Below are 15,154 nucleotides of genomic sequence, written 5' to 3' on the forward strand. Positions count from 1 at the left end.
AGTGGCGAAAACATCGCAGAGGGTTGCCCATGACCAGCGCCGAGCTCGCCAGACCCAGTCGCAAACAACGCGTGCGCACCCTGTGGATCTCCGACGTGCACTTGGGCACGCGGGATTGCCAGGCCGAGCACTTGTCGCAATTTCTCAAGGGCTACCATGCCGACAAGATTTATTTGGTCGGCGACATCATTGACGGCTGGAAACTGCGCGGCGGCATGTACTGGCCGCAAGCGCATACCAACGTGATCCGGCGTTTGCTGACCATGAGCAAGCGCGGCACCGAGGTGATCTACGTCACCGGCAACCACGACGAATTCCTGCGTCGGTATTCGAAGCTGATACTGGGCAATATCCAGTTGGTTGACGAGGCGGTGCATGTCACCGCAGACGGGCGGCATCTATTGGTGATTCACGGCGATCAGTTCGATGTGATCACCCGTTATCACCGCTGGCTGGCCTTCCTCGGCGACTCGGCCTACGAATTCACCCTGACCCTCAATCGCTGGCTCAACCATTGGCGTGCGCGCTATGGCTACGGTTACTGGTCGCTGTCGGCGTACCTGAAACACAAGGTGAAAACCGCGGTGAGTTTCATCAGCGACTTTGAAGAAGCCATTGCCCATGAATGCGTGAAGCGCGAGTTGCATGGCGTGGTGTGCGGGCACATTCACCATGCCGAAATCCGCAAGGTGGGGGAGGTGGATTACCTCAATTGCGGCGATTGGGTGGAGTCGTGCACGGCGCTGATCGAGCATTGGGACGGCACGATCGAGCTGTATCGGCTGGCGGACGCGCAGGCGCGCGAGGCGGAGCTGAAAGCGGCCAAAGTCGCCGAACTCGCCTGATTCTCGGGTGTTTTAGAGGGCCTCATCGCGAGCAGGCTCACTCCTACAAGGGGTACGCATTTCAACTGTAGGAGTGAGCCTGCTCGCGATGAACCGCGCAGCGGTTCCCGAAGACACTCAGGCCGGGCTGTGTTCTTCCATTGCCGCTTTGTAAATCGAGTTCTTCGGCTGCGCAAACAACCGTTCCATCATCGGCTCAAAGAAGCTCAACGGCAGCGTGTCATAGTCAGGATCAAACGCCGCCGCATCGTATTTGGCACAGAACTCGGCCGTTGCCTGAAACTGCGGATGCTCCTTGAACTGCTCACGCAGATGCCGATCCATGCCCAAATGATGAAAAAAGTAATAACCCTGAAACACCCCGTGCTTCTCGACCATCCACAAATTTTCGGCACTGACGAACGGCTTGAGGATCGCTGCGGCAATGTCCGGATGGTTGTAGGAACCCAAGGTGTCGCCGATGTCATGCAGCAACGCGCAAACCACATACTCCTCGTCGCGCCCGTCACGAAAGGCGCGGGTGGCGGTTTGCAGTGAGTGAGTCAGACGATCCACCGGGAAACCACCGAAGTCGCCTTCGAGCAGTTTCAGGTGAGTCAGGATTCGCGAAGGCAGTCGCTTGGCGTAGGCACTGAAGTCGGCGGCGATGATCGCCCAGTCTTCCTGCGTACCGTCCTTCATATGAGTGAAGCGGGCATTGGCATTCATTGGCTGACCCTCATTCAGAACGCCACGCGACCCAGAATCATGTCGCGGTACATGACGAAGTCGCCGAACAGGCTGTACAGCGGATGCTGGAAAGTCGCCGGCCGGTTCTTTTCAAAGAAGAAGTGCCCGACCCAGGCGAAGCTGTAACCGGCCAGCGGCACCGCCAATAGCAGAAGCCACGCGCCCTTGGCGATGGTCATCGCCAGAATGAAAATCACCAGCGTGGTGCCGATGAAATGCAGGCGCCGGCAGGTGCTGTTGCTGTGTTCGCTGAGGTAGTACGGATAGAACTCAGCGAAGCTGTTGAAATGCTTGATGTTTTCCACGACCGCGTTCTCTGTGGTTATTGTTCTGGCGACGAGTTGTTCTGCGGGTAGCTTATTTGAGTCTAGAGTGATCATTGGCGTGGGCCAGTGACAATCGGCGCCACTTTAGTATCCTTGGCAAATCAGGCCGTAGCATGCGGCCCCTCATGTAAAAGAAAAACGCCATGAGCGAACGAACGACTTCTGCAAGCTGGGCGATGGGGATTGTCAAAGCATTGGAGATGGACGGCCTGGATTGCCGGGTTCTGTTCAAGCAACTGGGGCTCGATTACACGGCTCTGGATGATCCGGATGCGCGCTTCCCGCAAGATTCCATGACCCGCCTCTGGCAACGGGCGGTCGAGTTGTCCGGTAATCCGGCGATCGGCCTGAACATGGGCAAAGTGGTGCGCCCGGCGTCGTTTCATGTCGCCGGCTACGCGTTGATGTCGAGCAATACCCTGGCCGAAGGCTTCCAGCGGCTGGTGCGTTATCAGCGCATCATCGCCGAGAGCGCCGACCTGAGTTTCCGTCTGCTCGATGAAGGTTATGCGCTGATTCTGACCGTGCACGGTGACCATCTGCCGCCGACCCGGCAGAGTGCCGAAGCCTCGCTGGCCTGTGCATTGGGTCTTTGCGGCTGGTTGACCGGGCGCACCCTGCATCCGGTCAAAGTGCTGGTGCAGGGTGATCAGCCGGAAAATCTGGAACCCTACAAACAAGCCTTCCACGCGCCATTGGTGTTCAACGCGCCGTACGATGCGCTGATCTTCGAGCGTGCCGACATGGAAGCGCCGCTGCCCACCGCCAACGAAGCGATGGCGCTGCTGCATGACCGCTTTGCCGGGGAATACCTGGCGCGGTTTTCCGAAAGCCGCGTGACCCACAAGGCGCGGCAGGTGCTGTGCCGGTTGCTGCCGCAGGGCGAGCCGAAGCGCGATACCGTGGCGCAGACCCTGCATTTGTCGCAGCGCACTTTGCAGCGTCGTTTGCAGGAGGAGGGCACGAGTTTTCAGCAACTGCTCGACGACACCCGCCGTGAACTGGCCGAGCAGTATCTGGCGCAACCGAGCATGACCTTGCTGGAAATCGCTTATCTGTTGGGGTTTGCCGACCCGAGCAACTTCTTTCGCGCGTTCCGTCGCTGGTTCGACACCACGCCCGGCGATTACCGGACGCGGTTGTTGCAGGCGCCGGGTGCGGTCAGTGACGCCAAAAGGCCGGAATACACAGCACAAACACCGTAATGATCTCCAGGCGGCCGAGCAGCATGCCGAACGACAGGATCCACTTGGCCGCATCCGGCAGGGTGGCGAAGTTGCCCGCCGGGCCGATGGTTTCGCCCAGGCCCGGGCCGACGCCGGACACGGTGCTGGCGGCGCCGGTCAGCGCGGTCATCCAGTCGACGCCAAGCAGCGACAGGAGCAGGGCGATCACGCAGATGGTGATGGCGAAGAAGAACGAAAAGGTCAGAATCGAACGGACGATCTCTTCGTCGAGACGGTGGCCGTTGTACTTCTGTTTGATCACCGCGCGTGGGTGAATCAACTGATTAAGGTTGGCCTTGAGGAGGATGTAGGCGACCTGGAAACGGAAGATCTTGATCCCGCCCGCCGTCGACCCGGAACAGCCGCCGACAAATCCCAGATAGAAAAACAACATCAGCGAGAAGTTGCCCCACAGGCTGTAGTCGCCAAGGGCAAAACCGGTAGTGGTGACCACTGACGTCACGTTCAGCGCCACGTGGCGCAGCGCCTCCAGCCAATGCAGATTGGTTGTCCACCAGTACCAGGTGCCGAGCACCAGCCAGGTCACCAGCAACATCCCGAGCAAACCCTGCACTTGCTGATCCTTGATCAGCGCCTTGCGGTTGCCGCGCAACGTCGCCACGTACAGGGTGAACGGCAGGCTGCCGAGAATCATGATAACCACCGCGACCCAGTGCACCGCCGGTTGCGTCCACTTGGCCAGCGACTGGTCGGAGGTCGAGAACCCGCCGGTGGAAATCGCCGACATCGCGTGGTTGATCGCGTCGAACGGGCTCATTCCGGCCCACCAGAACGCCAGACTACCGAGGATGGTAATGCCGACATAAGCCGCCACGATCAGTCGCGCCACCATGTGCGAGCGCGGCATGACCTTTTCCGAACGGTCCGAGGATTCGGTCTGGAACAGGCGCATGCCACCGATCCGCAGCAGCGGCAGAATCGCTACCGCCATACCGATAAAGCCGATGCCGCCGATCCAGTGCAGCAACGAGCGCCACATCAGGATCCCGGGGGACATGTTGTCGAGGCCATTGAGCACGGTCGAGCCGGTCGCGGTAATGCCCGACATGCTTTCGAAAAACGAGTCGGTGTAGCTGATGTGCTGAGTCAGCAGAAACGGCAGCGCAGCGAAAATGCATACCACCAGCCAACTGCTGACGGTCAGCAGATACATATCGCGCGGGCGCAGATGTATGTGTTCGGGGCGGCCGGGAATCACCAGCGCGAGGCCGGCGACAAAGGTGATCATGCTCGCCCAGAGGAACGACGGCAGGTCGCTGGTGCGCTCGAAAATCACCAGGGTGGCCATGGGCACGACCATGGCCACGGCCAGGGTGATCAGGAAGATGCCGATGATGAAACCAATGATCCGTAAGGTCGGCAACGCCATGAAGTCCGCTCGGGCTGATGTGGGAAGGGCGCCATTCTACCCGTGGGGCAGGGCATGTAAACCGGCATCCTGTTGGCAGATGAAGCTAGAATAGCCGCACATTTTTCTCAGGAGGTGGCCGATGCAGGCTCTCGACGCGTTGCTCAACCGTGTTTCCGTTCCACGACTGGTCGAACCGGCCCCCACTGCCGAGCAGCGCGAAGCCCTGTTTGGTGCCGCGTTGCGCGCGCCGGATCACGGGCACTTGCAGCCGTATCGCTTTCTGACCATCGAAGGTGCGGCACGCGAGCAGATGGGCGAGTTGCTGGCCGAGGCTGCGCAACTGCAGGAAGGCGAAGTCACCGAAGCGATGATCGACAAGGCGCGCAACGGCCCGCTGCGTGCACCGCTGGTGGTTGTGGTGATCGCTAAATTGCAGGAGCACGTTAAATATCCGAAGGCCGAGCAGTTGCTCGCTGCCGGGTGTGCGGCGCACGGGATTTTGCTGGCGGCGTATGCGCAGGGGATTGGTGCGGTTTGGCGTACGGGGGATCTGGCTTATTCCCAGCATGTGGCCAAAGGCTTGGGCTTGGTTGAGGGTGAAGAAGTGATTGCGTTCTTGTACCTCGGCACGCCGCAGAAAGAACCGCGTGTGGCGGAGAAGGTTGATCTGGCTGAGTTCGTCAGCGCCTGGCCGGGTAAGGCCTGAAGATCAAAAGCCCCTCACCCTAACCCTCTCCCGGAGGGAGAGGGGACTGATTGGGGGATGCTGTAGAGGTACGCCGACCTGAAAGTGCTCAGCTGAATCCAGAGTCGATAACGGCTCCAATGCATTTCGAACTCGGAGTCGATAACGGCTCCAATGCATTTCGAGCTCGGAGTCGATAACGGCTCCAATGCATTTCGAACTCGGAGTCGATAACGGCTCCAATGCATTTCGAGCTCGGAGTCGATAACGGTTCCGATGCATTTCGAATCCAGAGTCGGCGACGATTCACGTGCCTTCCGGATCCATAATCAACTCGATTCTTCAGGTCGATTTATAGCGCAAGACACCTCGGTCGGCCCCCTCTCCCTCTGGGAGAGGGCTGGGGTGAGGGGCTTTTCTGGGGTGAGGGTGGCTTTTAGGGTTGGACAACTGCACCGGGGACAAGCGGCAATTCCAGACTGGCAATAAACCCACCCTGCGGATGATTGGCCAACGTCAAACTCCCGCCATGCCGCTCCGCCGCCCTTCGCGCAATCGCCAGTCCCAAGCCATGCCCTGCCGCCGTCTGCCCCGGAGCCCGGTAAAACGGCTCGCCCAACTGGCTCAAATGTTCGGCCTGCACACCCGGCCCATGGTCACGCACACTCACGATAATTTTTTCACCCTGACGCGAGGCCTGCATTTCAATCGCCTGACCTTCCGGGTTGAAGCGCTGAGCGTTGCGCAGCAGGTTATCGACGGCGCGCTCGATCATGGTCGGCCAGCCCTTCAGATTCAGTTGCGGTTCGGCATCGAGACGGACGATCTGCTCGGGCGATCCGAGTTTTGCGTCCTTCTGCAAAGTGCCGAGCAGCGCATTCAAATCCACGTCTTCGGCACTGGCGTTGTCCGCATCAACCCGTGCCAGCACCAGTATTTCACTGATCAGCGCTTCCAGCCGATCGCATTCGCGGGTCAGGCGTGGCCAGAGTTTTTCCCGTTCTTCAGGGTTGGCGCGTTCCGCCAGTGCCAAGGCAATGCGCAACCGAGCCAGTGGTGAACGCAATTCGTGGGAGACGTCCCGCAGCAACTGACGCTGACTGCCAATCAAGCTTTGCAGGCGCGCGCCCATGCGGTTGAAGTCATTGGCGAGCACGCCGAATTCATCACGACGGTTGGCCAGTTTCGCCAGGCTGTTTTGCTGGTAAGTCGTCTGCCCCAGATCATGCACCGCGCCGCGCAAACGGCTGAGCGGGCGGGTGATGGAGAAGGTCACCAGCAAACTGAACAGGGTTAGTACCACCAACGCGATGCCTAACGCACTCAATGGCCAAAGCAGGCTTTCGCGGTGCCATGAGTCGAGTTCCGGGTGCGGGATGCGGTAGATGAACAGGTAGGTGTCACCGGTTTTTTCGCTGGTGAATTCGTCGGTGAGGCGACGCCATGGCAGGCGTCGGTCATCGTTGTTCTGGCGTGCTTCGAAGGCGGCGGCGCGACGCGGGAAGGTGCCGCGTACCACCGGGTCGCCGCTTTCGTTGAGCACCTGAACGTCGATGTGATATTGGCGCTTGCGCTGTTCGAGGATGTCCTGGGCGGCTTCTTCGCCCTGGGCTTCGTAAGTTTGTGTCCATTCGCCGGCCAGCGTGTTGAGGCCCGGATGGCGGCTGAGGATCCACGCGTCCTGGTTGAGCATGTGCCCAAGCAGAATGGACAGGCCGGCCACCAGTGCGATGGCCAGCCAGAAGCTCGCGAGAATACGCCAGAACAATGAACGCACAGAAAATCCTCAGAACAATGCAAAACCCCTGTAGGAGTGAGCCTGCTCGCGATAGCGGAGGGTCAGACAAAAATCTGTCAACTGACACACCGCTATCGCGAGCAGGCTCACTCCTACATTTGGATCGATGAAAACAGGCCCGACGGGGTGAGCCGTCGGGCCTGAAGTTAGATCATTATTGCGCCTTTTGCGCCTGTTGCGCTTTCCACGCCTTGAACTCGGCCCATTCGGCGCGACGCTCGGCGTGCTTTTTCTGGATCTCGTCGAATTTCTTCTGTTGATCCGGTTTCAGCAGCGCACGCACATCGGACTCGGCTTTCTTGTGGTTGGCGGCCATCTCGTCTTTCATGGCTTTTTGGTCAGCCGGCGAGAGTTTTTCCAGGTACTTGTCGACCACTTGCTTACGCTCGTGCATCTGCTCGCCCATGATCTTGCGGATCTGCTCACGCTGCTCGCGGGACAGGTCGAGTTGGCTGTACGGACCTTTGCCGTGCATGCCGTGCATCTGACCGCCGTGGCGTGGGCCGTCAAGCGGACCACCCATCGGGCCGCCGTCTTGTGGCATGGCCATGGCGACGGTTGGCAGAGCGGCAGCGAACATCAGAGCGATAAGAGTCTTGCGCATGGTGTATCTCCTTGTCTCGTTCCCGGTACGTTCCGGATGAGTACAGATTACGGAGATCAAGGTCAGCGGCGGTCAGCACTGCGTAAAGCTTGGGTAAAGACGCTTCGCGTCCCACCTTACACATGCCCTGTGCAGGAGCTGCCGAAGGCTGCGATCTTTTGATCTGTCTTTTAAAAACAAGATCAAAAGATCGCAGCCTTCGGCAGCTCCTACAGTGGGAATGGGCGCGGTTCAGAGGCTATAGAAGTAACCGCGGCTGCGCAGAGCGACGATGCGCGGACGGCCGTCCGGGTGCGGGCCGATCTTCTTGCGCAGGTTGCTGACGTGCATGTCGAGGCTGCGGTCGTACAGGGTCAGCTTGCGGCCGAGGGCGAGCTGCGCCAGTTCCTGTTTGTCCAGTGGTTCGCCCGGCTGCTTGAGCAGGGCTTCGAGCAGGCGGCTTTCTGAAACAGTCAGGGTCAGCTCTTTCTCGTCGATGCTGACCACGCCGCGCACCGGACTGAAACTCAGATCGCCCAGCTCAAGCTGAGTCGACACCGCTGCCGGATGGCTGCGGCGCAACACCGCGCGCAGGCGCGCGGTCAGTTCGCGCGGGTCGCACGGTTTGGCCAGGTAATCGTCGGCGCCCAATTCCAGACCGAGGATACGATCCAGCGGCTCGCCACGGGCCGAGAGCATCAGTACCGGCAGATCAGCGTGATCGTTGCGCAATTGCTTGAGCAGCTCCAGACCGCTGCCGTCGGGCAGCATCACGTCCAGCACCACCACCGCCGGGGCGGTTTCGGCCAGCGCTTTACGCGCGCTCTGTCCATCGTGGCAGGCGCGCACCTGAAAGCCTTCCTGGCTCAGCCAACTACTCAGGAGTTCGCACAACTCCTGGTCATCATCAATCAGTAACAGCTCGCTCATGACTCACTCAATTTAGCCATTGCCGACGTTTTCGGCTTGCTCCACTGGCAAAGATACCGCAGAGCAGCGCCAATAGCGCTACTCCGGCGCCCGTGACGAACCACTGCTGCTGATCGGTCAGCAGACGCGGCAGCGGACTGGCCTGGGCTTCCTTGAGTTGCAGCTTCAAGCGCTGGTTCTCTTGGCGCAACCGGGCAAGCTGGGCGCTTTCGCGGGTATTGTCGGCATTTTGCAGTTGTTTGCTCAGTTCTTCCCGCTGCTGCTCACTGGCTTTGAGGCGCTGCTGCAACTCGGTGATCTGGCTGCCGGCGCTTAACGACAATGGCGTGGAGCTGCCGCCTTCGGTGGTTTCCTCACCATGGGCGGGCGCCATGATCGACAACGTGACCAACATCAGACACAACGGACCCTTGCGCATCGCGACACCTGCTTCCAAATGGATATTGGGCAGGTTGTCGGCAGGCAAACGAGAATAATGAGCGATTGAGAGCAGCAAGAACCAGGAAGGTTCATTGTCAGTGGCCGTGTCGCGAGTGATGAGGGGACAAATCCCCTCATCACGGGGCATTTAAGGCAGGACTTGCTTGAACGGCTTCACGACCACATTGGCGTAGACGCCAGCGGCGATGTACGGATCGGCGTCAGCCCACGCTTGCGCAGCGCTCAGCGAATCGAATTCAGCGACGATCAGGCTGCCGGTGAAACCCGCTGCGCCCGGATCATTGCTGTCGACGGCCGGGTGCGGGCCGGCCAATACGATGCGGCCTTCGCCCTTGAGCGCTTGCAGGCGTTCCAGATGCGCAGGACGCGCGGCCAGGCGTGCTTCCAGCGAGTTGGCGACGTCGGTGGCAATGATGGCGTAGAGCATGTCAGTCCTCGGTTTTGGGTGTTGTTGTGGTATCGGCATCGTGCAGATGACGCGACAGGTAAATGCCCTGTGCGACCAGGAATACCAGGGTCATGCCCAGGCTGCCGAACACCTTGAAGTCTACCCAGTAGCTCTGGAAGGTGAAGGCGACGAACAGGTTGGCAGCGCCGCAGAACAGGAAAAAGGCGATCCAGGCGATGTTCAGGCGGGTCCAGACCGGGTCCGGCAGGGTCAGCGCGTGGCCCATGATGCGTTTGATCAGCAAGCGGTCACCGATGAAGTGGCTACCGATGAAGGCGACCGCGAACAGCCAGTTGACCACCGGCGCTTTCCACTTGAGGAAGGTCTCGCTGTGGAACGCCAGCGTCAGGCTGCCGAACACCAGGCAGGCGATCAGCGTCAGCCATTGGCTTTTTTCCAGCTTGCGCTGTTTGATGAACAACGCGCCGTACACCACCAGGGAACTGATGATAAGCATCGCCGTGGCACTGTAAATACCGCCTACAGTCACTTCATGGCCAGCGATGTCGACGACCCGTGGATCAAGTTTGTAAACGATGAAGAACAGCAGAAGCGGGATGAAATCGATGAATTGTTTCACAGTGAGAGCCAGAAGCTGGATGTGGCGGCATAATAACAAACATATGGGCGCGCGATAGCGCCAGCTGATTTGAGGTTACAACTCCCCGTGAATGTTGATTTGCACTGCCATAGCACGGCCTCCGATGGCGCCCTGGCGCCTGCGGTTCTGGTTGCGCGTGCGTTCGAGAACGGCGTGCGAGTCCTGGCGTTGACCGACCACGACACCCTCGAGGGCCTCGCCGAAGCGCGCATGGCTGCGACTGAGTTGGGCATGCAACTGGTCAACGGCGTCGAATTGTCCTGTACGTGGGGCGGCGCGACCATTCATGTGTTGGGCTACGGTTTTGATGTGAATGCCGCGCCGTTGGTCGAGGCGATTGCCAAATTGCACGATGGCCGCTGGCTGCGGTCGGAAGAAATAAGCCGCAAGCTCGCCCTCAAGGGCATGCCCGGTGCCCTCGAAGGCGCCCGGCAGGTTCAGCAGGAACTGGGCGACAGCGGCAACGCCCCGGCCCGTCCGCATTTCGCCGACTGGATGGTGCGTGAAGGTTTTGTAAAGGATCGCGCCGAAGCCTTCCGCAAATGGCTCGGCGCCGGCAAGCTCGGTGACGTCAAGTTGCACTGGCCGACGCTGGAAGACACCGTTGGCACACTGCGCGCCGCCGGGGCCTGGGTCAGCCTGGCGCATCCGTGGCACTACGATTTCACCCGCAGCAAGCGCCGGAAGCTGATTGCCGACTATATTCAAGCAGGCGGGCATGCGATCGAGGTGGTCAATGGCCATCAGCCTGCGGAACAGGTGGGCAGCCTGGCAATCCTTGCCCGTGAGTTCGGTCTGCTGGTCAGCGCCGGCAGTGACTTCCATGGCCCTGGCGGCTGGTCCGAGATCGGCCAGTACCGGCCGGTTCCCGAGGACCTTCCACCCCTGTGGTGTCGGTTCAAACATGACACAGATATTGCCGCCGTCTGAACAGGTAGAGAATGTGAGTCAATTTTTCCAGATACATCCGGAAAACCCACAAGCGCGCCTGATAAAACAGGCGGTCGAAATCATCCGCAAAGGCGGGGTGGTGGTTTATCCCACGGACTCTTCCTACGCCATCGGCTGCCAGATCGGCGACAAGACCGCCATCGAGCGCGTGCGCCGTTTGCGTCAGCTCGATGAAAAACACAACTTCGCGCTGATCTGCAGCGACCTGTCGCAACTGGGCAACTACGCCAAGATCGACACCGGCACCTTCCGTATTCTCAAGGCGCATCTGCCGGGGCCTTACACCTTTATTCTCAACGCCACCCGCGAAGTGCCGCGTCTGCTGCTGCATCCGAAGAAGCGCACTATTGGCCTGCGCGTGCCCAGCCATCCGATCGCGCTGGCGCTGTTGGCCGAACTGGGCGAGCCGTTGATGAGTGTGACCCTGATCATGCCCGGCGATGAAGACCCGCTGAGCGATCCGTACGAAATGCGTCAATTGCTCGAACATCAGGTGGACCTGATCATCGATGGCGGCTTTGGCGGCATCAAAGCGTCCACCGTGATCGACCTGACCGGCGATGACCCGGAAGTGGTCCGCGTCGGTTGCGGCGATCCGACGCCGTTCATGGTCGAGGCCTGAATGTCCGCAGTGGAAACCGTTGCCGATCCCCAGGCCGGCGCTCAGCAAGAGTTGCCGTTTGCCATGGTCTATGGCCAGGCGGTCATGGAAATGCCGCTCGACCTGTACATCCCGCCGGATGCGCTGGAAGTCTTTCTCGAAGCCTTTGAAGGGCCGCTCGACCTGCTGCTGTACCTGATCCGCAAACAGAACATCAACATCCTCGACATCCCGGTGGCGGAAATTACCCGTCAGTACATGGGCTATGTCGAGCTGATGCAGTCGGTGCGCCTGGAACTCGCCGCCGAGTATTTGGTGATGGCCGCGATGCTCGCCGAGATCAAGTCGCGCATGCTCCTGCCGCGCGCCGAAACCGTCGAAGACGAAGAAGACGATCCGCGCGCCGAACTGATCCGTCGCTTGCAGGAATACGAGCGCTTCAAGGCGGCCGCCGAAGGTATCGATGGTCTGAGCCGCGTCGGCCGTGATGTGATCGTGCCCAAGCTCGACGCCCCGGAAGCCCGGGCGCGCAAGCTGTTGCCGGATGTCGCGCTGGAAGAGATTTTGATGTGCATGGCCGAAGTGCTGCGCCGTGGCGATATGTTTGAAAGCCACCAGGTCAGCCGCGAGGCATTGTCCACCCGCGAGCGCATGAGCGATGTGCTGGAACGGCTCAAGGGCGGCGGTTTTGTGCCGTTCGTCGAGCTGTTCACTGCCGAAGAGGGCAGGCTGGGTGTGGTGGTGACCTTTATGGCGATCCTTGAACTGGTCAAGGAATCCTTGGTCGAGCTGGTGCAGAATGAGCCGTTCGCCGCGATCCACGTGCGAGCCCGAGCCGAATAACGAGTCGAAACATGAACCTGACTGAACCCCGCGAGCTGGCGCCCCTGCTTGAAGCCTTTCTGTTGGCCTCGGGAAAGCCGCAATCCCTTGAACGCCTCTTTGAACTGTTCGAAGAAGGTGAACGTCCCGAGCCTGCGGTTTTCAAGAAAGCACTGACACTGCTGGGCAAGTCCTGCGAGGGCCGCGCCTTCGAGCTCAAGGAAGTCTCGTCCGGCTATCGCTTGCAGATCCGCGAGAAGTTTTCGCCGTGGGTTGGCCGACTCTGGGAAGAACGCCCGCAGCGCTATTCCCGTGCGTTGCTGGAAACCATCGCGCTGATCGCCTATCGCCAGCCGATCACCCGTGGCGAGATCGAAGACGTGCGCGGTGTGGCGGTGAACAGCAACATCGTCAAAACCTTGCTTGAGCGTGAGTGGATCCGGGTTGTCGGTTACCGCGATGTGCCGGGCAAGCCGGCGATGTTTGCCACCACTAAAGGTTTTCTCGATCACTTCAACCTGAAGAACCTCGAAGATCTGCCGCCATTGGCCGAGCTGCGCGAAATGGAAACCGACCCGGTGCTCGATTTTGACGACGCGCCGGTGCCGCAGGGTTTGCAGGAGTTGGCCGACGCCAGCGCCGAGCCGGAGGAAGAGAAGGAGGAAACCAGTTTCCATACGTTGTTGCTGGAACTGGACAGCATGGAGGAGGGGATCAAGACCGACTTCGACGATTTGCTGCGGGATGCGGCGGATGGTGAAGTGCCGACGCCTGAAGCAGAAATCGAGACTGAGCCTGAGCCACAGATCGCCGAGCCAACCATCGAAGTTGAACTTGAAGCCGAACCGGAAGAAGACATTCTCGGCGTCGCCGAAGCCCGTGAAAAGCTGTTGGCCGCCGTCGCTGCCCTCGAACAACCGGCGCCAGAACCCGAACCGGAGCTAAGCGAAGAAGAAGCCGAAGCCCGCGCCCTGGCCGAAGCCATCGAAGCCGAACGCCGCGAATTCGAAGACTGAGGGGCGCCGAAAAGATCGCAGCCTTCGGCAGCTCCTACATTGCAATACGTCCCCTGTAGGAGCTGCCGAAGGCTGCGATCTTTTGATCTCCCAAAGGTACCCAAATGAGTTCCACTAAAGACCCGTGCATCAGCCTCTGCAAATTCACCGACGACATCTGCCTCGGCTGCGGCCGCAGCAAGCGCGAAATCAAGGCCTGGAAGAAACTCGACAAGGACGACAAGCGCACGGTGCTGGCCGAAGCCGCGTTGCGCCTGATCAAACTCGGTGGCGCCGGTCGGCGGAAAAAGAAATAACTGCCCATTGATCAGCTAGTCTCTGATGCGCGACGGCGCACATCCGCGTATGATTCGCGACCCTTCGCCGATCCCTTCGGCTGAGTACCCAGATTTCAATGCTTCAGGCGCCGCCTGAACAGACCACACCGGGAGGTGCCCAGATGAGCGACATCATTCAGAAAGACGACCAGGAAATCGGCCCAGCAGGCGAAAAGCTGCAGAAAGTCCTCGCCCGTATCGGCGTCGGCTCGCGCCGTGACGTGGAATCCTGGATCAGCCAGGGCCGGATCAAGGTCAATGGCAAAGACGCCACCCTCGGTCTGCGCGTCGACATGCACGACGCCATCACCATTGATGGCAAGGTGATCAAGCGCGAAGAGGCGGCCGAATCGGTCCGCCGCGTGATCATGTACAACAAACCCGATGGCGAGATCTGCACCCGTGACGACCCGGAAGGCCGTCCGACCGTGTTCGACAAGCTGCCGCGTCCGAAAGAAGGGCGCTGGATCAACATCGGTCGTCTCGACATCAACACCACCGGTCTGCTGATGTTCACCACCGACGGTGAGCTGGCCAACCGCCTGATGCACCCGTCCTACGAGATGGACCGTGAGTACGCCGTGCGTGTACGCGGTGAAGTCGACGACGAAATGATCGAGCGTCTGAAGGCTGGCGTGGTGCTGGAAGACGGCCCGGCCAAGTTCACCGACATCAAGCAAGCTCCAGGCGGTGAAGGCTTCAACCACTGGTACCACTGCGTGGTGATGGAAGGTCGTAACCGTGAGGTTCGTCGCTTGTGGGAATCGCAAGGTCTGGTGGTCAGCCGTCTGAAGCGCGTGCGTTTCGGTCCGGTGTTCCTCAACTCCGACCTGCCGATGGGCCGCTGGCGCGAAATGAGCCAGTACGAAGTCGACATCCTCAGTGCCGAAGTCGGCCTGACGCCGGTGGCGATGCCGCAGCTGAACGCCAAGAGCAAAGACAAGCTTGAGCGTATGCAGCGTAAATCGTCGCGTCCGATGGGCAAGACCGAGCGCGTCCGCACCCTGCGTCCAGCCGCTGGCGCGCCGACTGGCCCACGTCCAAGCCGCGAGCCGCAGATCGAAGGCGAACGTCCAGGTCGCAAACCAGTCGCCCGTGACGGCGAGCGCGCTCCGCGTCCGGCCAACGGTCGCACTGAGCGTGGCGAGCGTGGTGCACCTGCCGGTCGTGGCACGCCAGTGGCGGATCGTCCAGCGGACACCACCAACAAGCGCCCGGCCAAGCCTGCGCCGAAGCGTCCGGGGATTAAGCTGGTTGATGGCGACAAGCCGTCGGGCAAGCGTCGTGGTGCACCGGCCGGTTCCGGTCAGCGTCCGGGGTTTGGTCGCAAGAAGCCGGAATAAGGCAGCTGTGAGCTTCTAGCGGCAAGCTTCAAGCCAAAGCAAAAACGCCAACCGCAGGGTTGGCGTTTTTTTTTGTCTGGCGAAAGGTATGTGGTGCTTTTGAGGGCCTCATCGCTGGCA

General features: G+C 60.2%; 18 protein-coding genes. 9 read left to right on the plus strand and 9 right to left on the minus strand.

Features of this window, described 5'->3' with window-relative positions:
* The first annotated feature begins 29 nt into the window (after positions 1-29).
* The gene (locus ACM6IN_RS11935; protein WP_007919701.1) at positions 30-845 is read left to right on the plus strand and encodes a UDP-2,3-diacylglucosamine diphosphatase; all 816 of its coding nucleotides are present in this window, start codon (positions 30-32) and stop codon (positions 843-845) included.
* 117 nt (positions 846-962) lie between these two features.
* Here ACM6IN_RS11935 and ACM6IN_RS11940 read toward each other — a convergent pair whose 3' ends face one another.
* A complete protein-coding gene (locus ACM6IN_RS11940) occupies positions 963-1,553 on the minus strand; it encodes an HD domain-containing protein (protein ID WP_414916103.1) in 591 nt (196 codons plus the stop codon).
* 14 nt (positions 1,554-1,567) lie between these two features.
* Positions 1,568-1,879 (minus strand): Mpo1-like protein, encoded by a 312-nt coding sequence (locus tag ACM6IN_RS11945; protein WP_414916104.1) that lies wholly within the window; start codon positions 1,877-1,879, stop codon positions 1,568-1,570.
* A 164-nt stretch (positions 1,880-2,043) separates the two neighbouring features.
* On the opposite strand from ACM6IN_RS11945, the gene ACM6IN_RS11950 reads away from it, so the two are divergent.
* Positions 2,044-3,105 (plus strand): AraC family transcriptional regulator, encoded by a 1,062-nt coding sequence (locus ACM6IN_RS11950; protein WP_414916105.1) that lies wholly within the window; start codon positions 2,044-2,046, stop codon positions 3,103-3,105.
* Here ACM6IN_RS11950 and ACM6IN_RS11955 read toward each other — a convergent pair.
* Entirely contained in the window at positions 3,062-4,516 is a 1,455-nt protein-coding gene (locus tag ACM6IN_RS11955) for a TrkH family potassium uptake protein (RefSeq protein ID WP_007919691.1), read from the minus strand. The two genes, ACM6IN_RS11950 and ACM6IN_RS11955, sit on opposite strands and share 44 nt — an antisense overlap.
* A 121-nt stretch (positions 4,517-4,637) precedes the next feature.
* On the opposite strand from ACM6IN_RS11955, the gene ACM6IN_RS11960 reads away from it, so the two are divergent.
* A complete protein-coding gene (locus tag ACM6IN_RS11960; RefSeq protein ID WP_007919690.1) occupies positions 4,638-5,204 on the plus strand; it encodes a nitroreductase family protein in 567 nt (188 codons plus the stop codon).
* Between the two features lie 415 nt (positions 5,205-5,619).
* Here ACM6IN_RS11960 and ACM6IN_RS11965 read toward each other — a convergent pair whose 3' ends face one another.
* The 6 genes from ACM6IN_RS11965 to ACM6IN_RS11990 form a co-directional block, all read right to left on the minus strand.
* The gene (locus tag ACM6IN_RS11965) at positions 5,620-6,960 is read right to left on the minus strand and encodes a sensor histidine kinase (protein ID WP_007919688.1); all 1,341 of its coding nucleotides are present in this window, start codon (positions 6,958-6,960) and stop codon (positions 5,620-5,622) included.
* Positions 6,961-7,135: 175 nt separating this feature from the next.
* The gene (locus ACM6IN_RS11970) at positions 7,136-7,585 is read right to left on the minus strand and encodes a Spy/CpxP family protein refolding chaperone (protein WP_414916106.1); all 450 of its coding nucleotides are present in this window, start codon (positions 7,583-7,585) and stop codon (positions 7,136-7,138) included.
* A 231-nt stretch (positions 7,586-7,816) separates the two neighbouring features.
* Entirely contained in the window at positions 7,817-8,494 is a 678-nt protein-coding gene (locus ACM6IN_RS11975) for a response regulator transcription factor (protein WP_414916107.1), read from the minus strand.
* Between the two features lie 7 nt (positions 8,495-8,501).
* On the minus strand, positions 8,502-8,912 hold the full coding sequence (locus ACM6IN_RS11980; RefSeq protein WP_038363742.1) for a translation initiation factor 2: 411 nt from the start codon (positions 8,910-8,912) through the stop codon (positions 8,502-8,504).
* A 150-nt stretch (positions 8,913-9,062) separates the two neighbouring features.
* Positions 9,063-9,362 (minus strand): YciI family protein, encoded by a 300-nt coding sequence (locus tag ACM6IN_RS11985; RefSeq protein ID WP_007919677.1) that lies wholly within the window; start codon positions 9,360-9,362, stop codon positions 9,063-9,065.
* Between the two features lies 1 nt (position 9,363).
* Complete coding sequence (locus ACM6IN_RS11990) at positions 9,364-9,963, minus strand: septation protein A (RefSeq protein WP_007919675.1); 600 nt, start codon at positions 9,961-9,963, stop codon at positions 9,364-9,366.
* Between the two features lie 87 nt (positions 9,964-10,050).
* Here ACM6IN_RS11990 and ACM6IN_RS11995 point away from each other — a divergent pair, with 87 nt between their 5' ends.
* The 6 genes from ACM6IN_RS11995 to rluB all read left to right on the plus strand — a co-directional run bounded on the left by ACM6IN_RS11995 (position 10,051) and on the right by rluB (position 15,034).
* Positions 10,051-10,914 (plus strand): PHP domain-containing protein, encoded by an 864-nt coding sequence (locus ACM6IN_RS11995; protein ID WP_007949812.1) that lies wholly within the window; start codon positions 10,051-10,053, stop codon positions 10,912-10,914.
* Positions 10,915-10,927: 13 nt separating this feature from the next.
* Positions 10,928-11,557 carry an L-threonylcarbamoyladenylate synthase gene (locus ACM6IN_RS12000; protein WP_095114461.1) on the plus strand — a complete coding sequence of 210 codons (630 nt, stop codon included), beginning with the start codon at positions 10,928-10,930 and terminating at the stop codon, positions 11,555-11,557.
* A 123-nt stretch (positions 11,558-11,680) separates the two neighbouring features.
* Positions 11,681-12,379 carry a segregation and condensation protein A gene (locus tag ACM6IN_RS12005; RefSeq protein ID WP_172828192.1) on the plus strand — a complete coding sequence of 233 codons (699 nt, stop codon included), beginning with the start codon at positions 11,681-11,683 and terminating at the stop codon, positions 12,377-12,379.
* Between the two features lie 11 nt (positions 12,380-12,390).
* Complete coding sequence (gene scpB, locus ACM6IN_RS12010; RefSeq protein ID WP_414916108.1) at positions 12,391-13,374, plus strand: SMC-Scp complex subunit ScpB; 984 nt, start codon at positions 12,391-12,393, stop codon at positions 13,372-13,374.
* Positions 13,375-13,478: 104 nt separating this feature from the next.
* The gene (locus ACM6IN_RS12015; RefSeq protein WP_007919669.1) at positions 13,479-13,670 is read left to right on the plus strand and encodes a DUF1289 domain-containing protein; all 192 of its coding nucleotides are present in this window, start codon (positions 13,479-13,481) and stop codon (positions 13,668-13,670) included.
* A 143-nt stretch (positions 13,671-13,813) separates the two neighbouring features.
* Complete coding sequence (gene rluB, locus ACM6IN_RS12020) at positions 13,814-15,034, plus strand: 23S rRNA pseudouridine(2605) synthase RluB (protein ID WP_038363752.1); 1,221 nt, start codon at positions 13,814-13,816, stop codon at positions 15,032-15,034.
* The last annotated feature ends 120 nt before the right edge of the window (positions 15,035-15,154 follow it).

The organism is Pseudomonas sp. IT-P395, assembly GCF_949767675.1.
Classification (GTDB): Bacteria; Pseudomonadota; Gammaproteobacteria; order Pseudomonadales; family Pseudomonadaceae; genus Aquipseudomonas.

What these genes read in the sequence shown, in the direction of transcription:
- ACM6IN_RS11935 (WP_007919701.1), top strand. Translation starts at nt 30, where the DNA reads ATGACCAGCGCCGAGCTCGCCAGACCCAGTCGCAAACAACGCGTGCGC.
- ACM6IN_RS11940 (WP_414916103.1), bottom strand. Translation starts at nt 1,553, where the DNA reads ATGAATGCCAATGCCCGCTTCACTCATATGAAGGACGGTACGCAGGAA.
- ACM6IN_RS11950 (WP_414916105.1), top strand. Translation starts at nt 2,044, where the DNA reads ATGAGCGAACGAACGACTTCTGCAAGCTGGGCGATGGGGATTGTCAAA.
- ACM6IN_RS11955 (WP_007919691.1), bottom strand. Translation starts at nt 4,516, where the DNA reads ATGGCGTTGCCGACCTTACGGATCATTGGTTTCATCATCGGCATCTTC.
- ACM6IN_RS11960 (WP_007919690.1), top strand. Translation starts at nt 4,638, where the DNA reads ATGCAGGCTCTCGACGCGTTGCTCAACCGTGTTTCCGTTCCACGACTG.
- ACM6IN_RS11970 (WP_414916106.1), bottom strand. Translation starts at nt 7,585, where the DNA reads ATGCGCAAGACTCTTATCGCTCTGATGTTCGCTGCCGCTCTGCCAACC.
- ACM6IN_RS11975 (WP_414916107.1), bottom strand. Translation starts at nt 8,494, where the DNA reads ATGAGCGAGCTGTTACTGATTGATGATGACCAGGAGTTGTGCGAACTC.
- ACM6IN_RS11980 (WP_038363742.1), bottom strand. Translation starts at nt 8,912, where the DNA reads ATGCGCAAGGGTCCGTTGTGTCTGATGTTGGTCACGTTGTCGATCATG.
- ACM6IN_RS11985 (WP_007919677.1), bottom strand. Translation starts at nt 9,362, where the DNA reads ATGCTCTACGCCATCATTGCCACCGACGTCGCCAACTCGCTGGAAGCA.
- scpB (WP_414916108.1), top strand. Translation starts at nt 12,391, where the DNA reads ATGAACCTGACTGAACCCCGCGAGCTGGCGCCCCTGCTTGAAGCCTTT.
- ACM6IN_RS12015 (WP_007919669.1), top strand. Translation starts at nt 13,479, where the DNA reads ATGAGTTCCACTAAAGACCCGTGCATCAGCCTCTGCAAATTCACCGAC.
- rluB (WP_038363752.1), top strand. Translation starts at nt 13,814, where the DNA reads ATGAGCGACATCATTCAGAAAGACGACCAGGAAATCGGCCCAGCAGGC.